Here is a 23,729-nt window from a genome sequence, read left to right on the forward strand (position 1 = left end):
CCCCCACCGGCGCGGTGGTCAGCCCAGCACGCTGGTGTAGGCGTTGATCGCGGGCTGGCCGCCGAGGTGGGCGTAGAGCACGTTCGAGCCGCGGTCGATCTCACCGCGGCGCACCAGGTCGATCAGCCCGGCCATGGACTTGCCCTCGTACACCGGGTCGGTGATCATGCCCTCCAGCCGCGCGGCGGTGCGGATGGCGTCCAAAGTGGACTCGTCCGGGATGCCGTACACACCGGCGTGGTAGCGCTCGTCCAGCACCACCTCGCCGATACCGGGCGCCCCGATGAGGTCCGCGGTCGCCTTCGCGATCCGCGTGATCTGCTCGCGCGTCTCGCCGGGCTTGGCCGAGGCGTCGATGCCCAGCACCGTCCGCGGCCGCCCGCTCAGCGCCACGCCCGCGACCATGCCCGCCTGCGTGCTGCCGGTGACCGAGCAGACCACGACGGTGTCGAAGAAGACGCCGAGCTCCCGCTCCTGCTGCTCCAGCTCGGCCACCCAGTTCGCGAAGCCGAGCCCGCCGAGCGGGTGGTCCGAGGCGCCGGCCGGGATCGCGTACGGCTTCCCGCCACCGGCCTCGATCTCGGCGACGACCCGTTCCCAGCTCTGCTTGAAGCCGATGCCGAAGCCCGCGTCGGCCAGCCGCACGTCCGCGCCGAGGATCCGCGAGAGCTGGATGTTGCCCACCTGGTCGTGCATCGGGTCGTCCCAGTCCACCCAGCTCTCCTGCACCAGCACGGCCTTCAGCCCGGCGCGCGCCGCGGCGGCCGCGACCTGGCGGGTGTGGTTGGACTGCACGCCGCCGATCGAGACGAGCGTGTCCGCGCCCCGGGCGAGCGCGTCGGCCACGAGGTACTCCAGCTTGCGGGTCTTGTTGCCCCCGTAGGCCAGGCCGGAGTTGAGGTCCTCCCGCTTGGCCCACACGGTGGCCCCGCCGAGGTGCTCGGTCAGCCGGTCGAGCCGGTGCACCGGCGAGGGCCCGATCAGCAGCGGGAAGCGGGGGAAGCCGGCGAGCGTCATGGTATCTCCAGGAGGTCTTCGAGGTCGGACCAGATGGTCGAGGTGACGGCGGCGGCCCGGACCGCGTCGCCCTCGGCGAGGGCGTCGATCAGCTCGGTGTGCCGCCGCACCGATCGGTGCGCGGGCAGGGAAGTGAAGCGGGCGTGTTCGAGCCGCCGCAGCAGCGGCGTGTAGCGCTCGAGCGTCGCCGCCACGGCCCGGTTCCCGCATACGCGAACGGGCACCTCGTGCAACTGGTCGTCGGCCTCGATGGCGGCCCCGGCGTCCCGCTCCTCGACGGCCGCGGCGAACCGCTCGTTGGCCGCCCGCATCTCGGCGATGTGCCCGGCTTCGAGCCGGGGCAGTGCCTGCCCCACCGCGAACTCGTGCAGCGCGCGCACCAGTTGCACCGCGTCACGAACGTCTTCGTCGACGAACCCGGCCACCCGGGTGTAGCTCTGCGGTTTCGAATCGACGAGTCCGTCCCCGGCCAGCCGGAGCAGCGCCTGCCGCACGGGCGCCCGCGAGAGCCCGAGCTGCTGGGCGAGGTCCCCGTCCCGCAGCGCGGTCCCGGCGGGCAGCGTCCCGTCGATGATCGCCCGCCGGATCCGCTCGTAGGCCGTGTCCCGCAGCAACGGCCGGTCCAGCCGGGACCGGGGCCGCTCGACCGAGCGCAGGGCCGGACCGGCCGTCCGGTCGTCGGGGGAACGGTGGTGTTCCGGCTGGGGGATCACCACTAAAATGTTAGATGGCGAGCCGAGGTGGCCGCAAGGACCGCAGGCCGGCGGTTCGTGGCGGTCCGGCCGACGCAGAACGCCCGGCTGGAAGATCCAGCCGGGCGTTCTGCCGGGAAGACTGACGGCCGTCCGAACCGGCCGTGGGAGGGGCGGAGGCCGCCCCGGGCTCAGTGGACTGGCCCGGTGTACTTCTCGCCCGGGCCCTGACCCGGCGGATCGGCCACGACCGAGGCCTCGCGGAACGCCTTCTGCAGCGATTGCAACCCGTCGCGCAGCGGTCCGGCGTGCAGGCCGAGGTATTCCGCCGAGGCGGTGATCAGGCCGGCCAGCGCGGTGATCAGCCGGCGGGCCTCGTCCAGGTCGCGGTGGGGTGAGGTGGCCGGGTCGGGATCGGCCAGGCCGAGGCGCTCGGCGCCCGCCGACAGCAGCATCACGGCCGCGCGGCTGATCACCTCCACGCTCGGGATGTCCTCCAGTTCGCGGACGTCCGGGGAATAGGGGGGCGGTGAAGAAGGTTGATCTGACACGTCTGGTACCCTTCCACGAGCGACCAGCCCCCGAGTGATCGGGGGCGGCAAGTGGAGCCCCGCTCCCACCCGCGTCACCGCCTCAGGTGTCCGGGTCCGGTCTCGCCGAAGCGATGGATGCCCTCCGGTGTTCTTCACTTGCGGCGAAGCGCCCGATCTTCACCGACCGGGCGCGATCGGAGACAGAGCGGGCCCCGTGAACCGGTGACACAGCCGGTGGCGGGGCCTGATTCATGTGGGCACCAGGTCGAAAACGAGAAATTTCACTCGGACCAAGGAGGCCCCATCAGTTCCGAGACACGCATCAACGAACGCATCCGGGTGCCGGAGGTCCGACTCGTCGGGCCCAACGGCGAACAGGTCGGCATCGTCCGGATCGAAGATGCGCTGCGGCTGGCCCAGGAGAACGATCTCGACCTGGTCGAGGTCGCTCCGCAGGCCCGCCCGCCGGTGTGCAAGCTCATGGACTTCGGCAAGTTCAAGTACGAGAGCGCGCAGAAGGCCCGCGAGTCCCGCCGCAACCAGCAGCTGACCGTCATCAAAGAGCAGAAGCTGCGGCCGAAGATCGACCAGCACGACTACGAGACCAAGAAGGGTCACGTGTCGCGGTTCCTGGCGGCCGGCAACAAGGTCAAGGTCACGATCATGTTCCGTGGGCGCGAGCAGTCCCGGCCGGAGCTCGGTTTCCGGTTGCTGCAGAAGCTCGCCGACGACGTGACCGAGCTGGGCTTCGTGGAATCGTCGCCCAAGCAGGACGGTCGCAACATGATCATGGTGCTGGCCCCGCACAAGAACGTGAAGCCCAAGGCCGTCAAGGCCGAGGCCGAGGTTCCCGAGGCGTAACGCGCCGACCAGCACAGTCAGCGGCACACCGGGGTTCCGGTGTGCCGCCGCACGGAAGAGGACAACTCATGCCGAAGATGAAGACGCACAAGGGCACGTCCAAGCGGGTCCGCGTGACGGGCACGGGCAAGCTGCGCCGCCAGAAGGCCGGCCGCCGCCACCTGATGGAGAAGAAGTCGAACCGGCTCACCCGCCGGCTCGAGGGCACCGTCGAGGTGGCCAAGACCGACGCCGGCCGCGTCAAGCGCCTGCTCGGGATCTGACCCTCCCCGTACCCGCACCACTCACCCCGGGGTCTCCGCGCCCCCCGAAACCGACAGGATGGACCAGTGGCACGCGTCAAGCGGGCGGTCAACGCCCAGAAGAAGCGTCGCGCAACTCTCGAACTGGCCAGCGGCTACCGCGGCCAGCGTTCGCGGCTGTACCGCAAGGCCAAGGAGCAGACGCTTCACTCGCTCAACTACGCCTACCGCGACCGCCGTGCGCGCAAGGGTGACTTCCGCCAGCTGTGGATCACCCGCATCAACGCGGCCGCCCGGGCCAACGGCGTGACCTACAACCGGTTCATCCAGGGCCTCAAGGTCGCGGGTGTCGAGGTCGACCGCAAGATCCTGGCGGACCTCGCGGTCAACGACGCCGCCGCCTTCACCGCGCTCGCCGAGCTCGCCAAGGCGAACGTCAACACCGGCGAAGCGAAGTCGGCCTGACCGGCAGTTCCCAGCGACCCGGGGCGGAACCGTTCACCGAACGGACCCCCCGGGTCGTTGCTGCGCGCAAGCTCACGCGCCGCGCGGAACGCGACCGGACCGGCCGGTTCCTGGCCGAAGGGGCCAACGCGGTCGAGGCCGCCCTGGCCTGCGGCACGGTGCACGAGCTGTTCGCCACCGACCGCGCCGCCGCGGCGCACCCCCCGCTGCTGGCCGCGGCCCGCGACGCCGGTATCCGCGTCTCGCCCATCACCGACCGCGCGGCCGCCGCCCTGTCGGAAACCGTGACGCCCCAAGGCCTGGTGGCCGTCTGCTCCCTGGTCGACCGTCCACTGGAGACGGTGCTCGGCGGAGCGTCCCTGGTGGTCGTCCTGGTGGACGTCGCGGAGCCGGGCAACGCGGGCACGGTCGTCCGCGTGGCCGACGCCGCGGGCGCCGACGCGGTGATCCTGGCGGGCGACACGGTGGACCCGCACAACGGCAAGAGCGTCCGCGCCGCCGCCGGCAGCACCTTCCACGTCCCCATCGCCCGCGTCCGCGACACCCCCGCGGTGCTGACGGCGCTGAAGACCGCCGGCCTGCGCACCCTGGCCGCCCACGGCTACGCCCAGACCTCCCTGGAAACCCTGGCCTTCGACACCCCCACAGCCTGGATCTTCGGCAACGAGGCCCACGGCCTCCCCCCCGACGTCCTGTCCGCCGCCGACACCGCGGTGAAGATCCCCCTCTACGGCCAGGCCGAAAGCCTCAACCTGGCCACCGCCGCCGCCATCTGCGTCTACACGACGGCAATGGCCACCCGGCACTGACCACTCCACTCCCGAACCGGCCCGACAGAGCCTGGCCCGGGATGAGCATGCCCGGGATCGAGCCCGCTTGACCGAGCCTGCCCCGGGATGAGCTTGCCGCTGGATGAGCCTACCCGGAATCGAACCGGCCCGACCGAGCCTGCCCGGAGCTGAGCTTGCCCCGGGAGGAGCATGCCCCCGGGTGAGCCTGCCCGGAATCGAACCCGCCTGACCGAGCCTGCCCCGGACTGAGCCTGCCCCGGTTCAGCTCGCCCGAGAATGGGGGTACTCCGGATCGAGCGTGCCCCGGGCTGGGCCTGCCCCGGCCCAGCTCGATCCGGTACTGAGCCTGTCCGCCCGAACTGCCCAGCACCGAATCTGCCGATCGAGCCTGCTCGACAGCGAACCCGCTCGGCTGAGCCTGCCCGGGACTGAGCCCGCCCGACCAAGCTCGCCCGGTGCTGAACCTGCCCGGTACCGCCCGCGGTACTTCACCAGCTAGCTCCCGCATCGGCTGGTTCCCGGCTGGTGTCGGTGCTTCACCCCGGTTGGTCCTGCGTCGGTTATTTCCGGGCTTGGCTGGCGGCGGTGCTTGACCAGGCTGCCCGCTTCTCAGTTGTTTCCCGGGTTTCGCTAGCGGCGGTACTTCACCAGGCTGCCCGCGTCTCGACTGTTTCCCGGCTTGGCTGGTGGCGGTGCTTCGCCCCGGTTGGTCTCGCACTGGCTGCTTCCCCGGCTTCGGTTACCTGCGTGCTCTGCTCGTCGGTTCAGTTCGCCCACCCGTTCATGGCGGTTCTCCAGTCTGGCTGCGTGAGCCTGCCCACCGGCTGTCGGCTCACGGTCCTCGGACCGGGTGTTCGTCGCCTGCCGGACCCGTGCCCGGCTCATCGCCGCGCCACGAGTCCGTCTTCGCCAGGTCACCCGATGTCCTGCGTGCTATCCGGACAGTCACCCGGCCCCCTCCACCGCGTCGCCCGGACTCGGTCAGACCGTTCGGCCCGCCGTTTCACCCCGGCTGCCCGCCTCACGTCCGGCGGCGGTGGATCTTCGCGGCGTGACGGCGTCCGGCGGGTCACCCGATCCGTGGCGCGGTGGTGTGACCGGCCGTGGTGATCCGGCGCCGCCGCTCCGGAACCGGAGGGCGAGCGGCCGGGCCGGCGGGCCGATCCCCTAGACTGGGCTGCCCGATGTGCACGTGCGGCTTCCCGCCCGCGTGCCGCCGCCCAACCAGTCCCAGTGGACGCCGAGGAGTCATGTCCGGAGCCACAGACAAGCCGGTCGAGGTGCTCGCACCGGAAACCCTGCGCGCGGCGATCAAGGCGGCCGAAGAGGCCTTCGCCGCCGCGGCCGACCTGGACGCGCTCGCCGCCGCCAAGCCGGCCCACCTCGGTGACCACTCGCCGCTGATGCTCGCGCGCCGGGAGATCGGCGGACTGCCCAAGCAGGAGAAGGCCGAGGCGGGCAAGCGGGTCAACGAGGCGCGCCAGGCGATCCAGGCCGCCTTCGACGAGCGTCGCGCGGTGCTGCAGGCCGAGCGGGACGAGCACGTGCTGCGTGCGGAGACCGTCGACGTCACGCTGCCGTGGGACCAGATCCCGCGCGGGGCCCGGCACCCGATCACGACCGTCTCCGAGCGGGTGGCCGACGCCTTCATCGCCATGGGCTACGAGGTCGCCGAAGGCCCCGAGCTCGAGGCCGAGTGGTTCAACTTCGACGCGCTCAACTTCGGCAAGGACCACCCGGCGCGCCAGCTGCAGGACACCTTCTACGTCGGCGAGGAGGACTCCGGACTGGTGCTGCGCACGCACACCTCGCCGGTGCAGGCCCGCAGCCTGCTGCACCGCGAGCTACCGGTGTACGTCGTGTGCCCCGGCCGGACCTACCGCACCGACGAGCTGGACTCCACCCACACCCCGGTGTTCACCCAGGTCGAGGGGCTCGCGGTGGACAAGGGCATCACCATGGCGCACCTCAAGGGCACGCTCGACACGTTCGCGCGCGCCATGTTCGGCGAGAACTCCAAGAGCCGCCTACGCCCGCACTTCTTCCCCTTCACCGAGCCCTCGGCCGAGGTGGACGTGTGGTTCGAGGAGAAGAAGGGCGGCCCCGGCTGGGTCGAATGGGGCGGCTGCGGCATGGTCAACCCGAACGTGCTGCGCGCCTGCGGCGTCGACCCCGAGGTGTACTCGGGCTTCGCTTTCGGCATGGGCATCGAGCGGACCCTGCAGTTCCGCAACGGCATCCCGGACATGCGCGACCTCGTCGAGGGCGACGTCCGGTTCACCCTTCCCTTCGGAACGGAGGCGTAGTGCGAGTCCCGGTGAGCTGGCTGACCGCGCATCTCGAGGTGGATGCCGAGGTCACGCCCCAGGACCTGGCCGACGCGTTCGTGCGGATCGGGATCGAGGTCGACGAGCTGAGCGAGCTCGGACCGGTGACCGGTCCGCTCGTGGTCGGCCGGGTGGCGGAGATCGAGGAGCTGACGGAGTTCAAGAAGCCGGTCCGCTTCTGCCGCGTCGAGGTCGGTGAGGAGGCGTCCGAAGAGGACATCGCCGAAGCCGCCGACGACGAGGACGAAGGTGACGACGACGCCCCGTTCGAGGCCGAGGGCCCGCACGGCATCCGGACCCGCGGCATCATCTGCGGCGCGCGCAACTTCGCCGAGGGCGACCTGGTCGTCGTCGCGCTGCCCGGGGCGGTGCTGCCGGGTGACTTCGCGATCGCCGCGCGCAAGACCTACGGCCGCGTCAGCGACGGCATGATCTGCTCGGCCAAGGAACTGGGCCTCGGCGAGGACCACACCGGCATCCTCGTGCTGCCCTCGGGCACCGCGAGCCCGGGTGACAACGCCAAGGAACTGCTCGGCCTGTCCGACACGGTCATCGAGGTCACCCCGACCCCCGACCGCGGTTACGCGCTGTCCATCCGGGGCCTGGCCCGCGAGCTGTCCAACGCGCTCGACGTCCCGTTCGGCGACCCGGCCGCGGTGGAGCTCCCCGAGGCCGAGGGCGACGCGTGGCCGATCCGGGTCGAAGACCCCGAGGGCTGCCCGCGGTTCGTGCTGCGCCGGGTGAAGGGCCTCGACGCGACGGCGCCCACGCCGTGGTGGATGCAGCGGCGCCTGATGCTGGCCGGGGTCCGGTCGATCTCGCTCGCGGTGGACGTCACCAACTACGTGATGCTCGAGGTCGGCCACCCGCTGCACGCCTTCGCCACCTCGGCGGTCCAGGGTGAACTGGTGGTGCGCCGCGCGCAGCCGGGCGAGCGGCTGACCACGCTGGACGACGTGGAGCGCGAGCTCGACGCCGACGACATCGTGATCGCCGACGACAGCGGCGTGATCTCCCTGGCCGGCACCATGGGCGGCGCCAGCACCGAGATCACCGCGGAGAGCACCGACGTGCTGCTCGAAGCGGCGCACTGGAACCCCGCGTCGATCAGCCGCACGGCCCGCCGTCACCGGCTGTTCTCCGAAGCGGCCAAGCGGTTCGAGCGGTTCACCGACCCGGCGCTGTGCGCGGCCGCGGTGGAGCTGGCCGCGCGCCTGCTGCGCCAGTACGGTGACGCCGCGATCCAGCCCGGCCGCACCGACGAGGGCGCAGTCGCCCCGAACCCGCCGGTCACCATGCCGATCAACCTGCCCGACCAGATCGCGGGCGTGCGCTACCAGCGCGGCGTCACGGTCAAGCGGCTCGGCCAGATCGGCTGCCGGGTCAACGTCAGCACCAGCGACGCCGGTGTTTCGCTGGTCACGGTCATTCCGCCGACCTGGCGTGGTGACCTCGTGCAGCCGGCCGACCTGGTCGAGGAGGTGCTGCGGCTCGAAGGCTACGAAAGCATCCCGTCGGAGCTGCCTGCGGCGCCGGCCGGTCGTGGTCTCACCGAAACGCAGCGCCGCCGCCGTGCCGTCGCCCGCGCGCTCGCCGAGGGCGGGTACGTCGAGGTGCTGCCGTTCCCGTTCGTCTCCGACTCGGTGTGGGACGCCTTCGGCCTGCCCGCCGACGACGTCCGCCGCACCACCGTGCGCGTCCGCAACCCGCTCGAAGCCGACCTCGACCGGATGTCCACCACGCTCCTGCCGGGTCTGCTGGACATGCTGCAGCGCAACGTGTCCCGGGGCATGAAGGACGTCTCGCTGTTCAACATCGGCCAGGTCGTGCTGCCGAAGCCGAACCAGCTCGAGGTCCCGGACCTCGGCGTCGAGCACCGTCCCACCGACGAGCAGCTCGCGGTCCTGGAGGCGGCGGTGCCCGCCCAGCCCGTGCACGTCGGCGTGGTCCTCACCGGCCGTCGCCGCCGCGCCGGCTGGTGGGGCGAAGGCGAACCCGCCGGCTGGGCCGACGCCGTGCAGGCCGCGCGCGTGGTGGCCGAGGCCGCCGGTGTGGAGCTGACGGTGCAGTCCGCCGACCTCCTGCCCTGGCACCCGGGCCGCTGCGCGCAGCTGAGCGTGGGCGGCTGGCCGGTCGGCCACGCCGGCGAGCTGCACCCGAAGGTCGTCGAGGCCCTCGGCCTGCCGCCCCGCACGGTCGCCATGGAACTGGACCTGGACGCGATCCCGCTCCCGGACTCGCGTCCGGCCCCCAGCGTGTCGGCCTACCCGCCGGTGCTCCTGGACGTCGCCCTGGTCGCGGCCCAGGACGTCCCGTCGGCCGACCTCGCCGACGTCCTGCGCACCGGTGCCGGAGAACTGCTCGAAGAGATCACCCTCTTCGACGTCTACGCCGGCGAGCAGGTCGGCGAGGGCAAGCGTTCCTTGGCCTATAAGCTCCGCTTCCGGGCCCCGGACCGCACCCTGACCGTCGACGAGGCGACCAGGGCCCGAGACGCCGCCATCGCCGCGGCGGGCGAACGCTTCGAAGCTACCCTCCGAGCCTGATCGAACCCCGGGACGGCACCCGCCATCCCGAGGACCGGCCTCTCGTGGGCCGGGAGCGCTGCCCTTCGCACGCTCCCGGCCCACGGGCGTTTCCGCCCAGCGTTCCGGCCGGACGGGCGTTCCCGCAGCCAGCCAACGCTCTTGCGAGGCACGCCCGGCTTGCAGCCCACTCGCCCACCGGCTCACGACGTGGTGACCGAAAGCTGAAGTCCGCTACCGCGAACTCGGCTGACGGGCCGTTCGACACCAGCCCTGCGTAGGACCTCCCGGCACCCCCAACCGTCGCAACGCTCAGAGCGGGCTCGGCGTCTCCGGCCGCTCGAAGCACTCATCCACCCCAGCGTTCAGGGTGCGACCAGCGACACCGTCCGGCGTGCTCCACGGTTGGACGGGCGCCAGCGGCCACCAGCCCGGCCCGCCGCCTCGCTCCACCGCCGTTCAAGCCGCTGCCGTTCAGACCCACTGCCTCGGCGAGGCGCTGGTCCAAGCACTGTCAGCTGCCTGATCGTGAAGCCGGTTCGCTGGCACCACCGGCTGCTCCACGCGAGTGGATTCACCGGTAGCGGCCCTGGATCCAGGGCTGTTCCGGCTCGCCACGTGGCTGGTCTGGCTCCGGCGACGATCGTCTTCGCGCTGCCGGTCGCGTAGCGGGCGTCACCGGGTGACGATGCCTCCCCTGTTCGGTCGGGTTTGCCACGGCTGTGAGCATCTGGTTGATGGCTGTTCCGAGTCTCCTCCCGTGCGTCACTCGTTCGTGGGGGCTTCAGGACAGGTGCTTCAGTGCCTCCCGTGTGGACAGTCCGGACAGGTCCGGATGGTCGGTGACGAACCGCGGACCCAGTCCGGCGCCGTCCTGGCGTAGTCGCGCAGGGCCCGGCCGATCCCCTTGCGCAGGAAGAAGTCCGAGTCGCCGATGGTGGCCTCGACGGCTGACGCGAGCAGAGCCCGATCGGTGTCCTGCTTCGCGCCCACCTGGCAGATGACGGCCGTGCGGCGCCGCCACCGGTCCGGGTCGCCGACCCATCGCCGCAGGGTCGTAGTGACCGTGGCCCGGTCACTGCGCAGGATGGGTCCACCAGGCACCGCTGACGATCATCTCCTCGTACAATCCGAGCAGATCCGGATCCTGCCAGCGGCGGTAGGCCCGGTGCCCGGAGAGAGCGATGGCCGCGTACCTCTCCTCGCGGAATTCGGCCTCTTGCCACAGCTCTCGTACGGTCGCCTCGAATACCACTCGATCGGGTAAATGATGGGCGGACAGCACTCTTCGCATCAGCACGCTCCGCGCCGGTTTGGGCACTCCCCGAAACGGCATCGCCGATTTCATGGAGGCCTGCATGGCCGGAGCCCGGACCGGATCCGCCAGCTCGGCGAGTCCGGTTCGGATCCCGGAGATCACCGCCTTGCCCGCGCCCATACGGGGTCACCTCCCCAGTGCCGAATACCGACGAAAGGTGGATGGCGCAACTCGTGTCGTGCGAGGAGATTGTTGCGCACGGTCGGTAGTTTCGACGAATTCGGGTTGCCCGCGGACGAAAAGGAACTCTGTGAAGAAAATCGTTGCCGCCTTCGCCGCCGCGGCTGTCGCGGCCGGCGCGCTGGCCGCCGCTCCCGCCGCCACAGCGGCCCCGGCCAGGACCCCGGACTTCACCCCGGCGCCGATCAGCTGGGGCGGGTGCGCCTCGGCGAGCCTCAAGAACGCCGGTGCCGAGTGCGGCTTCCTCGTGGTCCCGATGGACTACGCGAAGCCCGCGGGGGACAAGGTCGAGGTGGCCGTCTCCCGCATCAAGCACAAGACCGCCCAATACCAGGGCGTCATGCTGGTGAACCCCGGCGGTCCCGGCGGCTCCGGCCTCGGCCTGTCGCGGCTCGGAGGGGCCGTGCCCAACCACGCCGGCGACAGCTACGACTGGATCGGGTTCGACCCGCGCGGGGTCGGCTCCAGCAAGCCCGCCCTGTCCTGCGACAAGAACTACTTCGGCTACGACCGCACGCCGTACGTGCCGACGACGTCGCGGATCGAGCGCAGCTGGCTCGACAAGACCAAGGGCTACGCCGACGCGTGCGCCAAGAACGGCGCGATCCTCGACCACATCAAGACCACCGACGTCGCCCAGGACATGGACAGCCTGCGCAAGGCGCTGGGGGAGAAGCAGATCAACTACTACGGCTTCTCCTACGGCACCTACCTCGGGCAGGTGTACAGCACCCTGTTCCCGGGGCACGTGCGCCGCATGGTGCTCGACGGCAACGTCGACCCGCGCAACGTCTGGTACCAGGCCAACCTGGACCAGGACGTGGCTTTCGACCGCAACATCAAGATCTACTTCGGCTGGCTCGCGAAGTACGACAGCGTCTACCACCTCGGCCGGACCGCCGACGCCGTGGAGAAGCTCTGGTACGAACAGCAGCGGAAGCTCGACCGCAACGCCGCGGGCGGCGTGATCGGCGGCGACGAGTGGACCGACGTCTTCCTGCAGGCCGGCTACTACGTGTTCGGCTGGGAGGACATGGCCAAGGCGTTCGACGGCTGGGTCCACCGCGGTGACTGGCAGACGCTCAAGACGCTCTACGACAACTCGAACACCCCGGGCAACGACAACGGCTATGCCGTGTACAGCGCCGTGCAGTGCTCCGACGTGCAGTGGCCGACGAACTGGAACCGCTGGCGCTTCGACAACTGGACGACCTACTTCCGGGCACCGTTCGAAACCTGGGGCAACGCCTGGTACAACGCCCCGTGCGTGAACTGGCCGGCGAAGCCGGGCAAGCCGGTGCACGTCGATGGGAGCAAGGTCTCCGGCGCCCTGCTGATCAGCGAGGAACTCGATGCGGCGACGCCGTACGCCGGCAGCCTTGAGGTGCGGAAGCTGTTCCCGAAGTCGAGCCTGATCAGCGCCCCCGGCGGCACCACGCACGCCGGTTCGCTGTCCGGCGTCGCCTGCGTGGACGACAAGGTCGCCGACTACCTGTCGACCGGCGCCCTGCCGAAGCGCACGCCGGGCAACCACTCCGACGCCCAGTGCGATCCGGTGCCCCAGCCCGTTCCGGCCGCGGCGTCCGCGGGTGGGCAGGCGAAGTCCGACACCCAGCCGGGTGCGCGGATCAAGCAGGACGCGCTCGCGCAGATGCTGCACTCCTGAGCCGTGTCTCCCGGTGCCCCGGTCTGGTTCGCCAGACCGGGGCACCGTTCTTTTCCCTCACTCACCGGGCCTCCTCGGTCGCTGTTCGTGGTCGGTGGTGACGGTACGACGAGGGTCTGACAATTTCGGAGCGCAGCCGGTCACGCACAGCCGGTGAGCGAAAATTGTCGGGGGTGGTCGCTACCGTCGCGGCATGACGATCATCGAAGAGCACCGGACCGAGGTCCGGTCGGGAAATGTCCAGTACCAAGTCACTGTCGTCACCCGCACGGGGGCGCAGGAGGAATCGCGCGTCGTCGTCACCGTGGGCGGGGAGGGCCCCGGTGGCGAGCTGGTCGCGCAGGGCCGGCTCGAACTCGACTCCGCCGCGGTGCCGGTCGTGGCCGAACTGCTCGGCGGAAGCCTGCTGGCCTTCGCCGGCGGAGGTGGCGCGGGTCGCCGAAGAACCGGGGAACGGCCGGCCCAGCAGGGCCGGCCGTGGAGCGAGGAGATGGACGCGGAGCTGGAACGCCGGTGGCTGGCCGGAGACCCAGTCTCCGAGCTGGCGCGCGACTTCGAGCGCACCCCCGGCGGGATCCGAGCCCGGTTGCCCCGGGTCTGTTGCGATCCGGAGAAGCCCGGCAACCATCTGCCGATGCCACCAAGCCTTCGCGAGGAGCCGGGAGGTGAGGAGCTGGGCGGTGACGAGTTCTGAGCCCGCTCGCAGTCGCCCGCCCTGGATGCCTGCCCGGGTGGGCATCCGCGGGGGCTGGGGAGGAGTCGGGTGACGACTGAGGCACGAGTGTGGGGTTGTGCGGTGGCTGGGACGCGAGGACGTCGGAAGTGCCGAGGCCGAGGTGCGGCGCGCGGATCGTGCGGAAGCCCGGGTTGCGGAGCCGGTTGCGCGCAGATCGAGCTACGGGGAGACGGATAGCGAGATGACGAACGGAGACGTAGATCGAGAGGGCGAGGAGTGAGTTGCCTGGATCGTGAACTGCGGGGAGGTGGGGTAGTCGAGATGTGAGGCCTACGGGGCGGCACGGTGGCTCGGCGACGGTGTCGGTCTCGACGGGCTCGCTCTGGCGTGGACTAGCTGCGAGGCGGGCGTTGGCATTGCTGCGGGGCCGAGGTCTCGTGGGGCGAAGTCGATCGGCCGGACCGGCTGAGGATGGTGCTGTGGGAGGCGGTGGTGTCGAGGTAGATCCGGCTGCGGATGGTCTCGTCGTGGATGGCGACGCTGGGGACCGGTTCGCACCGGCACCTGCGGTCAACGGCACCTGCAGCTACTGCGGAGCGGACAACGGGAGACCAGTGGGTCAAACCCTGTTTGTTTGAGATTGCACCGTCGTGCATAATCATTCGTATGACGGTGAAGATCGCGGTGGCCGGGGCGAGCGGGTACGCGGGGGGCGAGCTGGTGCGCCTGCTGCTCGGTCATCCCGAGGTCGAGATCGGCGCGCTGACTGCGGCCAGCAGCGCCGGGACCACCCTCGGCACGCACCAGCCGCATCTGGTGCCGCTGGCCGGGCGGGTGCTGGCGGAGACGAGCGCCGACACGTTGGCCGGGCACGACGTCGTGTTCCTCGCGTTGCCCCACGGGCATTCGGCGGAGATCGCGGCTCAGCTCGGGCCCGGCGTCCTCGTGGTCGACCTCGGGGCGGACCACCGGCTGGCCGATCCGGCCGACTGGCGGCGCTGGTACGGCGGTGAGCACGCCGGGCAGTGGCCGTACGGGCTGCCGGAGCTGCCCGGGGCGCGGGAGAAGCTCGTGGGCGCCAAGCGGATCGCGGTGCCGGGCTGCTTCCCGACCGGCGGTTCGCTGGCACTGGCGCCGGCGCTGGCCGCGGGACTGGTCGCGCTGGAGGTCACGGTCGTGTCCGTGACCGGTACGTCCGGGGCGGGCAAGAGCCTCAAGCCGAACCTGCTCGGGTCCGAGGTGATGGGGTCGGCCGGCGCGTACGGGGTCGCGGGAGCGCACCGGCACACGCCGGAGTTCGCGCAGAACCTGTCCGCCGTGGCCGGGACGAGGGTCAGCGTGTCGTTCACGCCGGTCCTCGCGCCGATGCCGCGCGGCATCCTCACCACCGCGAGCGCCCCGCTGACCGGCGAGGCCGACGAAGCGGCCGCGCGCGCGGTCTACGAGCAGGCCTACGACGCTGAGCCGTTCGTGCAGCTGCTGCCCGCGGGCGTCTGGCCCACGACCGGTGCGACGCTCGGCTCGAACAACGTCGCCCTGCAACTCGGGGTGGACGCCGACGCCGGACGGCTGGTCGTCGTCAGCTCGATCGACAACCTGACCAAGGGCACCGCGGGCGGTGCCGTGCAGTCGATGAACCTGGCCCTCGGATTCCCCGAGGCCACCGGACTTTCCACTGTGGGAGTGGCACCGTGACCGTTACCGGCCCTCAGGGCTTCCGCGCCGCCGGCGTCGCCGCGGGCATCAAGGACTCCGGCGCGCTCGACCTCACGCTGGTCGTCAACGACGGCCCGCTCGACGTTGCCGCCGGAGTGTTCACCCGCAACGTGATCAAGGCCGCGCCCGTGCTGTGGTCGCAGGAGGTGCTCAAGCAGCGCCGGCTCAAGGCCGTGGTGCTCAACTCCGGGGGCGCCAACGCGGCCACCGGGCCCGGTGGCTTCCAGGACACGCACGCCACCGCGGAGAAGGTGGCCGAGGTGCTCGGCGCCGGGGCCATCGAGGTGGCCGTGTGCTCCACCGGGCTGATCGGGCAGCGGTTGCCGATGGCTGCGGTCCTGTCCGGTGTGGACAGTGCGGTCAAGGCGCTCGACACCGGTCTGGAGGCGGGACTCAACGCCGCCACCGGCGTGATGACCACCGACTCCAAGCCGAAGCAGGCGTTCGCGAAGCACGAGGACGGCTGGAGCGTCGGCGGGTTCGCCAAGGGGGCCGGCATGCTCGCGCCGAACCTGGCCACCATGCTGTCGGTGATCACCACGGATGCCGTGGTGGACGGGGAAACCCTCGACCGCGCCCTGCGCGCCGCCACGCACGTCACCTTCGACCGGCTCGACGTCGACGGCGGCACCTCCACCAACGACACCGTGCTCGTGCTGGCCTCCGGGGCGAGCGGTGCCGAGCCCGCCGAGGCCGAGCTCACGGACCTGCTCACCACCGTGGCGCGTGACCTGGTGCTGCAGCTGCGCGCGGACTCCGAAGGCGCGACCAAGGACGTCGACATCACCGTGCGGGGCGCGGACTCCGAGTCCGACGCCGAGGTGGTCGCCCGTACCATCGCCGAGGACAACCTGGTCAAGACCGCCTTGTTCGGCTCCGATCCGAACTGGGGCCGGATCGCCATGGCGCTCGGCCGCGCGCCCGCGCGCATCGACCCGGACACGGTGTCGATCACGATCAACGGGGCCACGCTGTTCGCCGCCGGCACCACCGCCGAGCACCGCTCGGCCGCGGACCTGTCCGGCCGGGCCGTGGTGATCGTCGTCGACCTCGGGGTCGGCGAGGCCGAGGCGACCGTCTACACCACGGACCTCTCGCACGGGTACGTCGAAGAGAACAGCGCGTACTCGTCGTGACCGGCCCCGAAGCGCTGGTCTCCGCGGACGAGCGGTTCACCACCGCGGCCGAAAAGGCCGGGGTGCTGATCGAGGCGCTGCCGTGGCTGCAGCGGTTCCACGGCGCCACCGTGGTGGTCAAGTACGGCGGCAACGCCATGATCGACGACCGGCTCAAGGCCGCGTTCGCCCAGGACATGGTGTTCCTGCGGCTGGCCGGCCTGCACCCGGTCGTGGTGCACGGCGGCGGCCCGCAGATCACCTCGATGCTGAACCGGCTCGGCGTGGAGGGCGAGTTCAAGGGCGGCCTGCGGGTGACCACGCCGGAGACGATGGACATCGTCCGGATGGTGCTGGTCGGCCAGGTCAGCCGGGAACTGGTCGGGCTGATCAACGCCCACGGCCCGTACGCCGTGGGCATCTCCGGTGAGGACGCGCGGCTGTTCACCGCCCAGCGCAAGAAGGCCACTGTGGACGGTGAACAGGTCGACATCGGCCTGGTGGGCGAAGTGGCGGCGGTGAACCCGGACGCGGTGCTCGACATCGTCAACGCCGGGCGCATCCCCGTGGTGTCCACTGTGGCCCCCGACGTCGACGGGGTGGTGCACAACGTCAACGCCGACACCGCGGCCGGTGCGCTGGCCGCGGCGCTGGGCGCCGAAAAGCTCGTGGTGCTCACCGACGTGGAAGGCCTCTACGCGAACTGGCCCGACCGCTCCTCGCTGATCGACCGCATCGGCGTCGACCGGCTGGAGAAGCTGCTTCCGGGACTGGCCAGCGGCATGATCCCGAAGATGGAGGCCTGCGTCCGCGCGGTCCGCGGTGGCGTGCGCGGCGCGCACGTGATCGACGGCCGGCTCGCCCACTCCGTGCTGCTGGAAGTCTTCACCTCCCGTGGCATCGGTACCATGGTCCTTCCCGAAACGGAGCTCCCGTGACCCCTCTCACGTCCAATGTGGACGGACGGCAGCACTGGCAGTCGGCCGTGATGGACAACTACGGCACCCCCGGCCTGACCCTGGTCCGCGGCGAGGGCGCGAAGGTGTGGGACGCCGACGGCCGCGAGTACGTCGACCTCGTCGGCGGCATCGCCGTGAACGCGCTCGGGCACGCCCACCCCGACGTGGTCCGCGCGGTCACCGAGCAGATCGCGACGCTGGGCCACACCTCGAACCTCTACGTCAACCCGGTCGCGGTCGAGCTGGCCGAGACACTGCTGGACGTCGCGGGGCTGACCGGGCAGGGCAAGGTCCTGTTCGTCAACTCCGGGGCCGAAGCCAACGAGGCCGCGCTGAAGATCAGCCGGCTGACCGGCCGCTCCAAGATCGTCGCCGCCGAGGGCGCGTTCCACGGCCGCACGATGGGCGCGCTGACGCTCACCGGCCAGCCGGGCAAGCGCGACCCGTTCGCGCCGTTGCTGCCGGGGGTCACGCACGTGCCGTTCGGTGACGTCGAGGCGTTGCGCGCGGCGGTCGACACCGACACCGCGGCCGTTTTCCTGGAGCCGGTGCTCGGCGAGGCCGGGGTGGTCCCGGCGCCGGACGGCTACTTGCAGGCCGCGCGCGAGATCACCAAGGCCACCGGCACGCTGCTGGTGCTGGACGAGGTGCAGACCGGCATCGGCCGGCTCGGCACCTGGTTCGCCTTCCAGCAGGTGGGGATCGTGCCGGATGTGATCACGCTGGCCAAGGGCCTCGGCGGCGGGCTGCCGCTGGGCGCGGCGATCGGGGTCGGCGCGGCGGGCGAGCTGCTCAAGCCCGGCCAGCACGGCACCACCTTCGGCGGCAACCCGGTGTGCTGCGCGGCCGGCCTCGCCGTGTTGCGCGTCCTCGCCCGCGACGGCCTGCTCGATCACGTTTCCGCGCTGGGCAAGGACATCGCGGCCGGCGTCGAAGCACTGGGCCACCCGCTGGTCAGCGGCGTGCGCGGCGCGGGACTGCTGCTGGGCATCACGCTGCGGAAGCCGGTGTCCGCCGCCGTGGCCCGGGCCGTGCAGGACGCCGGTTACCTGGTCAACCCGGTCGCGCCGGACACCCTCCGGCTCGCCCCGCCGCTGGTGCTCGGGGAAACGCAGGCCCAGGGCTTCCTCGCGGCCCTCCCGGACGCCCTCACCAGTGCCGACTCCGCCGCCGGTGACACCCCTGAGACCAGCACCCCCAAGACCAGCACCCCGAAGGAAACCGACTGATGCCCCGCCACTTCCTCCGCGACGACGACGTCAGCTCCGCCGAGCAGGCCGCGCTGCTCGATCTGGCCGACCAGCTCAAGGCCGACCCGCTCGGGAACCAGGCGCTGGCCGGCAAGACAGTAGCCGCGATCTTCGAGAAGAACTCCACGCGCACCCGGGTCTCGTTCGAGGTCGGCATCAGCCAGCTCGGCGGTCACCCGCTGATCGTGGACGGCCGTTCGATGCAGCTCGGGCGCGAGGAAACCATCGAGGACACTTCGCGCGTGCTGTCGCGCTACGTCGACGCCGTGGTGTGGCGCACCTTCGCGCAGAAGCGCATCGACGCCATGGCCTCGGTCGCGTCGATCCCGATCGTCAACGCGCTCACCGACGAGTTTCACCCGTGCCAGGTGCTCGCCGACCTGATGACCATCCGCGAGCGCAAGGGCCGGCTCGCCGGGCTCAGCCTGGTCTACCTCGGCGACGGCGCCAACAACATGGCCCACTCGCTGCTGCTCGGCGGGGTCACGGCGGGGATGCACGTGCGGGTCGTCTCGCCCGAGGGCTTCCAGCCCGACCAGCAGGTGGTGCTCGACGCCAAGCACCGCGGCACCGCCACCGGCGGCAGCGCGACCGCGTTCACCGACCCGCACGCCGCGGTCGAAGGGGCCGACGTGCTGGTCACCGACACCTGGACGTCCATGGGCCAGGAGAACGACGGCCTCGACCGCATCGGCCCGTTCCGCGCGCTGCAGGTCAACACCGAGCTGCTCAAGCGCGCGGCGGATGAGGCGATCGTGCTGCACTGCCTGCCCGCGCACCGCGGCTGGGAGATCACCGACGAGGTGCTCGACGGCCCGGCCAGCGCGGTGTGGGACGAGGCCGAGAACCGGCTGCACGCGCAGAAGGCCCTGCTCGTCTGGCTGTCCGGGCAGCCGGCCCGATGAGCGGCAGCCGGGTCGGGCGCCAGGCGCGGATCACCGAACTGGTGTCCACGATGGCCATCCGCAGCCAGACCGAGCTGGCGAAACTGCTGGCGGCCGAGGGGATCGAGGTCACCCAGGCGACGTTGTCGCGTGATCTCGACGAGCTCGGCGCGGTCAAGCTGCGCGGTGCCGACTCGGGTGCCCCGGTCTACGTCATCCCGGAGGACGGCAGCCCGGTGCGCGGGGTGCAAGGCGGTACGGCGAGGCTGGCGAAACTGCTGGCCGAGCTGCTCGTCTCGGCGGACGCTTCGGGCAACCTCACGGTGCTGCGCACGCCCCCGGGCGCGGCGCAGTTCCTGGCCAGCGCCATCGACCGGGCGGCGCTGGAGGAGGTCGTCGGCTCCATCGCGGGCGACGACACGGTCGCGGTGATCGCGCGAGAGCCGTTGACCGGGAAGGATCTGGCCGAGCGCTTCGCCGCACTGGCGCAGCGTTCGTCCATGCTGAACGCGGAATGACCGCACCACCCGGTGCGGGCACCGGGACCTGACGAGGAGAGGCCAGCAGTGAGCGGGAAAGACCAGCCGGTGCAGTTGTGGGGCGGGCGGTTCGCCAGCGGCCCGGCGGAGGCCATGGCGGCGCTGAGCGCATCGACGCACTTCGACTGGCGACTGGCGCCGTACGACATCGCCGGTTCGCGGGCCCACGCGCGGGTGCTGCGCCAGGCCGGGCTGCTCACCGAAGCCGAGCTGGCGGGCATGCTGGACGCGCTGGACGCGCTGGACCGCGACGTCGAATCGGGCGCGTTCACCCCGACGGTCGCCGACGAGGACGTGCACACCGCCCTCGAGCGGGGCCTGCTGGAACGGGCGGGCACCGAGCTGGGCGGCAAGCTGCGCGCCGGCCGCTCGCGCAACGACCAGGTGGCCACGCTGTTCCGGATGTGGCTGCGTGACGCCGCCCGCCGCGTCGTGGCGGGCACTCTCGACGTGGTCGACGCGCTGGTTTCGCAAGCCCAGCGCCACCCCGGGGTCATCCTGCCCGGCCGCACGCACCTGCAGCACGCGCAGCCCGTGCTGCTCGCGCACCACCTGCTGGCCCACGGCCAGGCACTGCTGCGCGATGTTTCCCGGCTGCGCGACTGGGACGTTCGCACGGCGGAGTCGCCCTACGGTTCGGGAGCGCTGGCCGGTTCCTCGCTCGGGCTCGACCCGGAGGCCGTCGCGACCGAGCTGGGCTTCGACACGAGCGTGGAGAACTCCATCGACGGCACTGCCTCGCGGGACTTCGTCGCCGAGTTCGCGTTCTCCGTGGCCATGCTGGCGGTGAACCTGTCCCGGATCGCCGAAGAGGTGGTCATCTGGAACACCGCCGAATTCGGCTACGTCACGCTCGACGACGCGTGGGCCACCGGCAGCTCGATCATGCCGCAGAAGAAGAACCCGGACGTGGCGGAGCTGACGCGGGGCAAGGCGGGCCGGCTGATCGGCAACCTGACCGGGCTGCTGGCCACGCTCAAGGCGCAGCCGCTGGCCTACAACCGCGACTTGCAGGAGGACAAGGAGCCGGTCTTCGACTCCGTCGAGCAGCTGGAGCTGCTGTTCCCGGCGATCGCGGGGATGCTCGCCACGCTGACCTTCCACACCGGACGGCTGGCCGAACTGGCCCCGGCGGGCTTCACCCTGGCCACCGACATCGCGGAATGGCTGGTGCGCCAGGGGGTTCCGTTCCGGGTGGCGCACGAGGCGGCGGGGGAGAGCGTCCGGGTGGCCGAGGGCCGCGGCGTCGGCCTCGACGAGCTGACCGACGAGGAGTTCCAGGCCATCGACCCGGCGCTCACCCCGGCCGTGCGCGAAGTGCTGACCGTCGAGGGCTCGGTCCGCTCGCGCAACTCCCGCGGCGGTACAGCGCCCGAGCGCGTCGCCGAGCAGCGTGCCCGGCTGGAGGAGCGGGTCGCGACCCACCGGAAGTGGCTCGGATAGGTCGGTGAGCCGGGGCGGTCACTTCCCGTCCCGGCCCCGTCCGGCCTTGCGCAGCCGGGCGCGGACCGCGCGCGTCGCGACCGGGCCGAGGCCCTCGACGACGTCCACCAGCGAGGCCAGCCGGTCCAGGGCGTCCAGCGCCCGCCGTCCGCCTTCGGGATCGACCGACTCGAACAGCGTCAGCCCGAGGAACCCGGCGGACACCGCGTGGGCGAGCCCGTCCGGGTCGACCAGGTCGGCCATCGGCGAACCGGCCAGCACCCGTTCCAGCGCCGCGCGAACCTCGGTCACCCACTTGTCGAGTGCTTCACGGGTCGCCTCGGCGAGCCGCCCGCCGGCCTGCGCGCCGGCCAGCGCCTGCGCCAGCACGGCCAGGTTGCCCTCCGCGCGCTCGCCCTCGTGCACTTCCCGGCCCAGCTCCAGCAGTTCGCCGACGGTGCCGACGGCCGCGAAGCGTTCGCGATAACCGGCCACCCGCTCCTCGGTCGCCCCGATGCACGCCTGCGCGACGAGTTCCTCGACGCTGCCGAAGTGGTAGAAGATCAGTGCCTGGTTCGCGCCCGCGGCGGTCGCGACCGTGCGGGCGGAAACAGCGGTGATGCCGTGGCGCCGGATGGTCTCCAGCACGCCGTCGACGAGGCGTTGCTTCGTCTCGGACGAGCTGGGACTCCGGCGGCTGGTCATCAGTCCAGGACCTTCTCACGCAGGGGCTTCACCGCGCCGCTCACCCCCGTCGTGAGGTCGACGAACCGGGCCGCGAACGAGCCGTGGTAGCCGAACAGCAGGCCGAAGCGCGGGTTCACCACCGCCACCTCGATGCGGAACCGCCCGCTGGCCTCGTCGAACCACTCGTCCACCCGCGCGGCGCCGACCATCGCGGGCGGCAGCACCGCGCGCAGCGGCCCTTCACCCAGCCGGAACTCGCCGGAGCGGATGCGGAACCCGCCGTCCGGGCGCACCGAGATGTCCAGGTCCACCGCCAGGTGCTGGTGGGTGCCCAGGTAGTCGACGATCCGCCCGCCGGCGCAGACCATCTGCGCGTCGAAGCGCCGCCGTCGACGGGGCAGCTCGAAGGTGCGCACGAAGGACACCGTCTCGCGGCCGTGCGAGTCGATGTACGGGTAATTCTCGATGGTGAACGGCACGTCCCGGCCCCGCTCGGGGAACAGGATGTGCCGGCTCGCGCCGAGGCGCAGGAACGGCCCGAGGCAGGCCGGGCCGCGGCGGATCTCGTCCATCACGCCGTGGCCGATCATGCCGACGCCGTCCTCCGTGGACAGGCTGAGCCGTTCGCGCATCCGCGGGTGCAACTGGTCGAAGTCCTCGCCGAGGGCGTGGGCGAAGATGCCGGTCACGGTCGCTCCAGGGTGCTCAGCAGGGACGGGGCGACGCCGTCGCGGCGCCGGGCGGGGGCGCGACGGCAGCGGTCGGCCGAGGGGGCGAGCCAGGCCTGCCGTTCGGGCGGGGTGCCGGTTTCGAGCCAGATCCGCAACCGGTCGAACGACCAGGCCGTGGCCCAGCCGAACAACGGGCGGAACGCCCGGTCCGCCAGCCGCCCGGCCGGACCCCAGCGGGTCTCGTAGTCGAAACCGGCGACGAACCGGACGCCGCCGCGCTCCGGGGTGTAGCGCCAGTACCCGGCGCCCGAACGGATCAGCGAGCGCGAGTCCTGGGAGCCGAACTTCAGCGCCGAGGTGCGCGTGCCGTCCGGGCGTCGCCGTTCGCCGGCGTGGGTGCCCGTCCCGCCGATGCTCAGCCCGAGCACCCGCGTGCGATAGGCGAACTGGCCCGGCCCGCTCGTCTCGATCTCGCCGAACCGCAGGTCCCAGCGCCGGTGCAGCTCGGGGTCCTGAGTGTGGGCCCACAGGGTGTCCAGGTCGGTGCGGATCACGGTCTCGACGTAGAGCGCTCTTCGGCTCATCACGAGCCTCCTTCCGGTTTTGAGCGACTGCTCAAAACTGTAGCGCACGATTGAGCGGTCGCTCAAGTGCTGGTGGCCGAGGCGCCCTGGCTAGGCTGACGGGGAACGAGGGGAGCGCGCGTGGACCGGTTGTTCCGGCGTGAGGAACTGGCCCTGGACCCGGTCGAGCTGGCGCACCTGCTGCTGGGCGCGGTGCTGGAGGCCGACGGACCGGACGGCACCGTCGCCGTCCGGCTGGTGGAGGTCGAGGCCTACCGCGGGGCCGACGACCCGGCCTCGCACTGCTATCGCGGCAAGACCCCGCGCAACGCGGTGATGTGGGGCCCGGCCGGGCACCTGTACGTGTACTTCGTCTACGGCATGCACTTCTGCGCCAACATCGTCGGCACCGAAGACGGCACGCCGGGTGCGGTGCTGTTGCGCGCCGGTGAGGTGGTCGAGGGCCTGGACCTGGTGCGGAAACGGCGGCCGAACGCGCGAGGCCGGGGCGAGCTGGCCAAGGGCCCGGCGATCCTGACCTCGGTGCTGCGGGTCGACCGCGCGGAGAACGGGGTCGACCTCACGGACCCGTCCTCGCCGGTGCGGCTGCGCGTGGGGGAGCGGGTGCCC

Annotated in this window: 22 protein-coding genes and 1 pseudogene (1 of these 23 only partly in view); 16 read left to right on the plus strand and 7 right to left on the minus strand. The window is 71.6% G+C overall.

The window, feature by feature from the left end; genetic code table 11:
* Window positions 1-18: 18 nt before the first annotated feature.
* From NYF13_RS29780 to NYF13_RS29790, 3 genes are all read right to left on the minus strand, one after another.
* On the minus strand, window positions 19-1,017 hold the full coding sequence (locus tag NYF13_RS29780) for a 1-aminocyclopropane-1-carboxylate deaminase (protein ID WP_315661224.1): 999 nt from the start codon (window positions 1,015-1,017) through the stop codon (window positions 19-21).
* Entirely contained in the window at window positions 1,014-1,628 is a 615-nt protein-coding gene (locus tag NYF13_RS29785; protein ID WP_315661275.1) for a GntR family transcriptional regulator, read from the minus strand. Before NYF13_RS29785 ends, NYF13_RS29780 begins: the two co-directional genes overlap by 4 nt.
* Before the next feature lie 272 nt (window positions 1,629-1,900).
* On the minus strand, window positions 1,901-2,260 hold the full coding sequence (locus NYF13_RS29790) for a DUF1844 domain-containing protein (protein ID WP_315661226.1): 360 nt from the start codon (window positions 2,258-2,260) through the stop codon (window positions 1,901-1,903).
* A 216-nt stretch (window positions 2,261-2,476) separates the two neighbouring features.
* On the opposite strand from NYF13_RS29790, the gene infC reads away from it, so the two are divergent.
* The 6 genes from infC (at window position 2,477) to pheT (ending at window position 9,474) form a co-directional block, all read left to right on the plus strand.
* Entirely contained in the window at window positions 2,477-3,103 is a 627-nt protein-coding gene (gene infC, locus NYF13_RS29795) for a translation initiation factor IF-3 (RefSeq protein WP_315661276.1), read from the plus strand.
* 68 nt (window positions 3,104-3,171) lie between these two features.
* Window positions 3,172-3,366, plus strand: coding sequence for a 50S ribosomal protein L35 (gene rpmI, locus NYF13_RS29800; protein WP_315661227.1), 195 nt, complete (start codon window positions 3,172-3,174; stop codon window positions 3,364-3,366).
* A gap of 66 nt (window positions 3,367-3,432) precedes the next feature.
* Complete coding sequence (rplT, locus tag NYF13_RS29805) at window positions 3,433-3,810, plus strand: 50S ribosomal protein L20 (protein ID WP_220241958.1); 378 nt, start codon at window positions 3,433-3,435, stop codon at window positions 3,808-3,810.
* The gene (locus NYF13_RS29810; protein WP_315661277.1) at window positions 3,807-4,619 is read left to right on the plus strand and encodes an RNA methyltransferase; all 813 of its coding nucleotides are present in this window, start codon (window positions 3,807-3,809) and stop codon (window positions 4,617-4,619) included. The genes rplT and NYF13_RS29810 overlap by 4 nt, the downstream gene beginning before the upstream one ends.
* A gap of 1,232 nt (window positions 4,620-5,851) precedes the next feature.
* Window positions 5,852-6,907, plus strand: a complete 1,056-nt coding sequence (gene pheS / locus NYF13_RS29815; protein ID WP_315661229.1) for a phenylalanine--tRNA ligase subunit alpha — start codon at window positions 5,852-5,854, stop codon at window positions 6,905-6,907.
* On the plus strand, window positions 6,907-9,474 hold the full coding sequence (gene pheT, locus NYF13_RS29820) for a phenylalanine--tRNA ligase subunit beta (RefSeq protein WP_315661231.1): 2,568 nt from the start codon (window positions 6,907-6,909) through the stop codon (window positions 9,472-9,474). The genes pheS and pheT overlap by 1 nt, the downstream gene beginning before the upstream one ends.
* A gap of 763 nt (window positions 9,475-10,237) precedes the next feature.
* On the opposite strand, the pseudogene NYF13_RS29825 reads toward pheT, so the two are convergent.
* Window positions 10,238-10,891: pseudogene (locus NYF13_RS29825) on the minus strand (DNA alkylation repair protein).
* Between the two features lie 130 nt (window positions 10,892-11,021).
* On the opposite strand from NYF13_RS29825, the gene NYF13_RS29830 reads away from it, so the two are divergent.
* The 9 genes from NYF13_RS29830 (at window position 11,022) to argH (ending at window position 21,199) form a co-directional block, all read left to right on the plus strand.
* Window positions 11,022-12,617: an alpha/beta hydrolase gene (locus tag NYF13_RS29830; protein ID WP_315661232.1), complete on the plus strand. Its 1,596-nt coding sequence runs from the start codon at window positions 11,022-11,024 to the stop codon at window positions 12,615-12,617.
* 193 nt (window positions 12,618-12,810) lie between these two features.
* Window positions 12,811-13,311 carry a helix-turn-helix domain containing protein gene (locus NYF13_RS29835; RefSeq protein WP_315661234.1) on the plus strand — a complete coding sequence of 167 codons (501 nt, stop codon included), beginning with the start codon at window positions 12,811-12,813 and terminating at the stop codon, window positions 13,309-13,311.
* 648 nt (window positions 13,312-13,959) lie between these two features.
* On the plus strand, window positions 13,960-14,988 hold the full coding sequence (argC, locus tag NYF13_RS29840; protein WP_315661235.1) for an N-acetyl-gamma-glutamyl-phosphate reductase: 1,029 nt from the start codon (window positions 13,960-13,962) through the stop codon (window positions 14,986-14,988).
* Window positions 14,985-16,145, plus strand: a complete 1,161-nt coding sequence (gene argJ, locus NYF13_RS29845; protein WP_315661236.1) for a bifunctional glutamate N-acetyltransferase/amino-acid acetyltransferase ArgJ — start codon at window positions 14,985-14,987, stop codon at window positions 16,143-16,145. Before argC ends, argJ begins: the two co-directional genes overlap by 4 nt.
* A complete protein-coding gene (gene argB, locus NYF13_RS29850; RefSeq protein ID WP_315661237.1) occupies window positions 16,142-17,062 on the plus strand; it encodes an acetylglutamate kinase in 921 nt (306 codons plus the stop codon). The genes argJ and argB overlap by 4 nt, the downstream gene beginning before the upstream one ends.
* The gene (locus NYF13_RS29855; RefSeq protein ID WP_315661239.1) at window positions 17,059-18,312 is read left to right on the plus strand and encodes an acetylornithine transaminase; all 1,254 of its coding nucleotides are present in this window, start codon (window positions 17,059-17,061) and stop codon (window positions 18,310-18,312) included. Before argB ends, NYF13_RS29855 begins: the two co-directional genes overlap by 4 nt.
* The gene (gene argF / locus NYF13_RS29860) at window positions 18,312-19,238 is read left to right on the plus strand and encodes an ornithine carbamoyltransferase (protein ID WP_315661241.1); all 927 of its coding nucleotides are present in this window, start codon (window positions 18,312-18,314) and stop codon (window positions 19,236-19,238) included. Before NYF13_RS29855 ends, argF begins: the two co-directional genes overlap by 1 nt.
* The gene (locus NYF13_RS29865) at window positions 19,235-19,735 is read left to right on the plus strand and encodes an arginine repressor (RefSeq protein WP_315661243.1); all 501 of its coding nucleotides are present in this window, start codon (window positions 19,235-19,237) and stop codon (window positions 19,733-19,735) included. Before argF ends, NYF13_RS29865 begins: the two co-directional genes overlap by 4 nt.
* A 48-nt stretch (window positions 19,736-19,783) precedes the next feature.
* Window positions 19,784-21,199: an argininosuccinate lyase gene (gene argH / locus NYF13_RS29870; protein WP_315661244.1), complete on the plus strand. Its 1,416-nt coding sequence runs from the start codon at window positions 19,784-19,786 to the stop codon at window positions 21,197-21,199.
* An 18-nt stretch (window positions 21,200-21,217) separates the two neighbouring features.
* On the opposite strand, the gene NYF13_RS29875 is transcribed toward argH, so the two are convergent.
* Genes NYF13_RS29875 through NYF13_RS29885 form a run of 3 tightly spaced genes read right to left on the minus strand, consistent with a single transcriptional unit; the run spans window position 21,218 to window position 23,120 of the window.
* The gene (locus NYF13_RS29875; protein ID WP_315661245.1) at window positions 21,218-21,883 is read right to left on the minus strand and encodes a TetR/AcrR family transcriptional regulator; all 666 of its coding nucleotides are present in this window, start codon (window positions 21,881-21,883) and stop codon (window positions 21,218-21,220) included.
* Window positions 21,883-22,554 carry a DUF4166 domain-containing protein gene (locus NYF13_RS29880; RefSeq protein WP_315661246.1) on the minus strand — a complete coding sequence of 224 codons (672 nt, stop codon included), beginning with the start codon at window positions 22,552-22,554 and terminating at the stop codon, window positions 21,883-21,885. The genes NYF13_RS29875 and NYF13_RS29880 overlap by 1 nt, the downstream gene beginning before the upstream one ends.
* Window positions 22,551-23,120 (minus strand): hypothetical protein, encoded by a 570-nt coding sequence (locus NYF13_RS29885; protein WP_315661247.1) that lies wholly within the window; start codon window positions 23,118-23,120, stop codon window positions 22,551-22,553. Before NYF13_RS29885 ends, NYF13_RS29880 begins: the two co-directional genes overlap by 4 nt.
* Before the next feature lie 120 nt (window positions 23,121-23,240).
* Between NYF13_RS29885 and NYF13_RS29890 the strand changes: the two genes are divergently transcribed.
* Window positions 23,241-23,729: the 5' portion of a DNA-3-methyladenine glycosylase gene (locus NYF13_RS29890; RefSeq protein ID WP_315661248.1), read on the plus strand. The gene runs 141 nt beyond the window's last position; only the first 489 of its 630 coding nucleotides appear in the window; its start codon is at window positions 23,241-23,243; its stop codon lies off the right edge, out of view.

Origin of the sequence: Amycolatopsis sp. PS_44_ISF1, assembly GCF_032335455.1 — a bacterium.
Taxonomy (GTDB): Bacteria; Actinomycetota; Actinomycetes; order Mycobacteriales; family Pseudonocardiaceae; genus Amycolatopsis.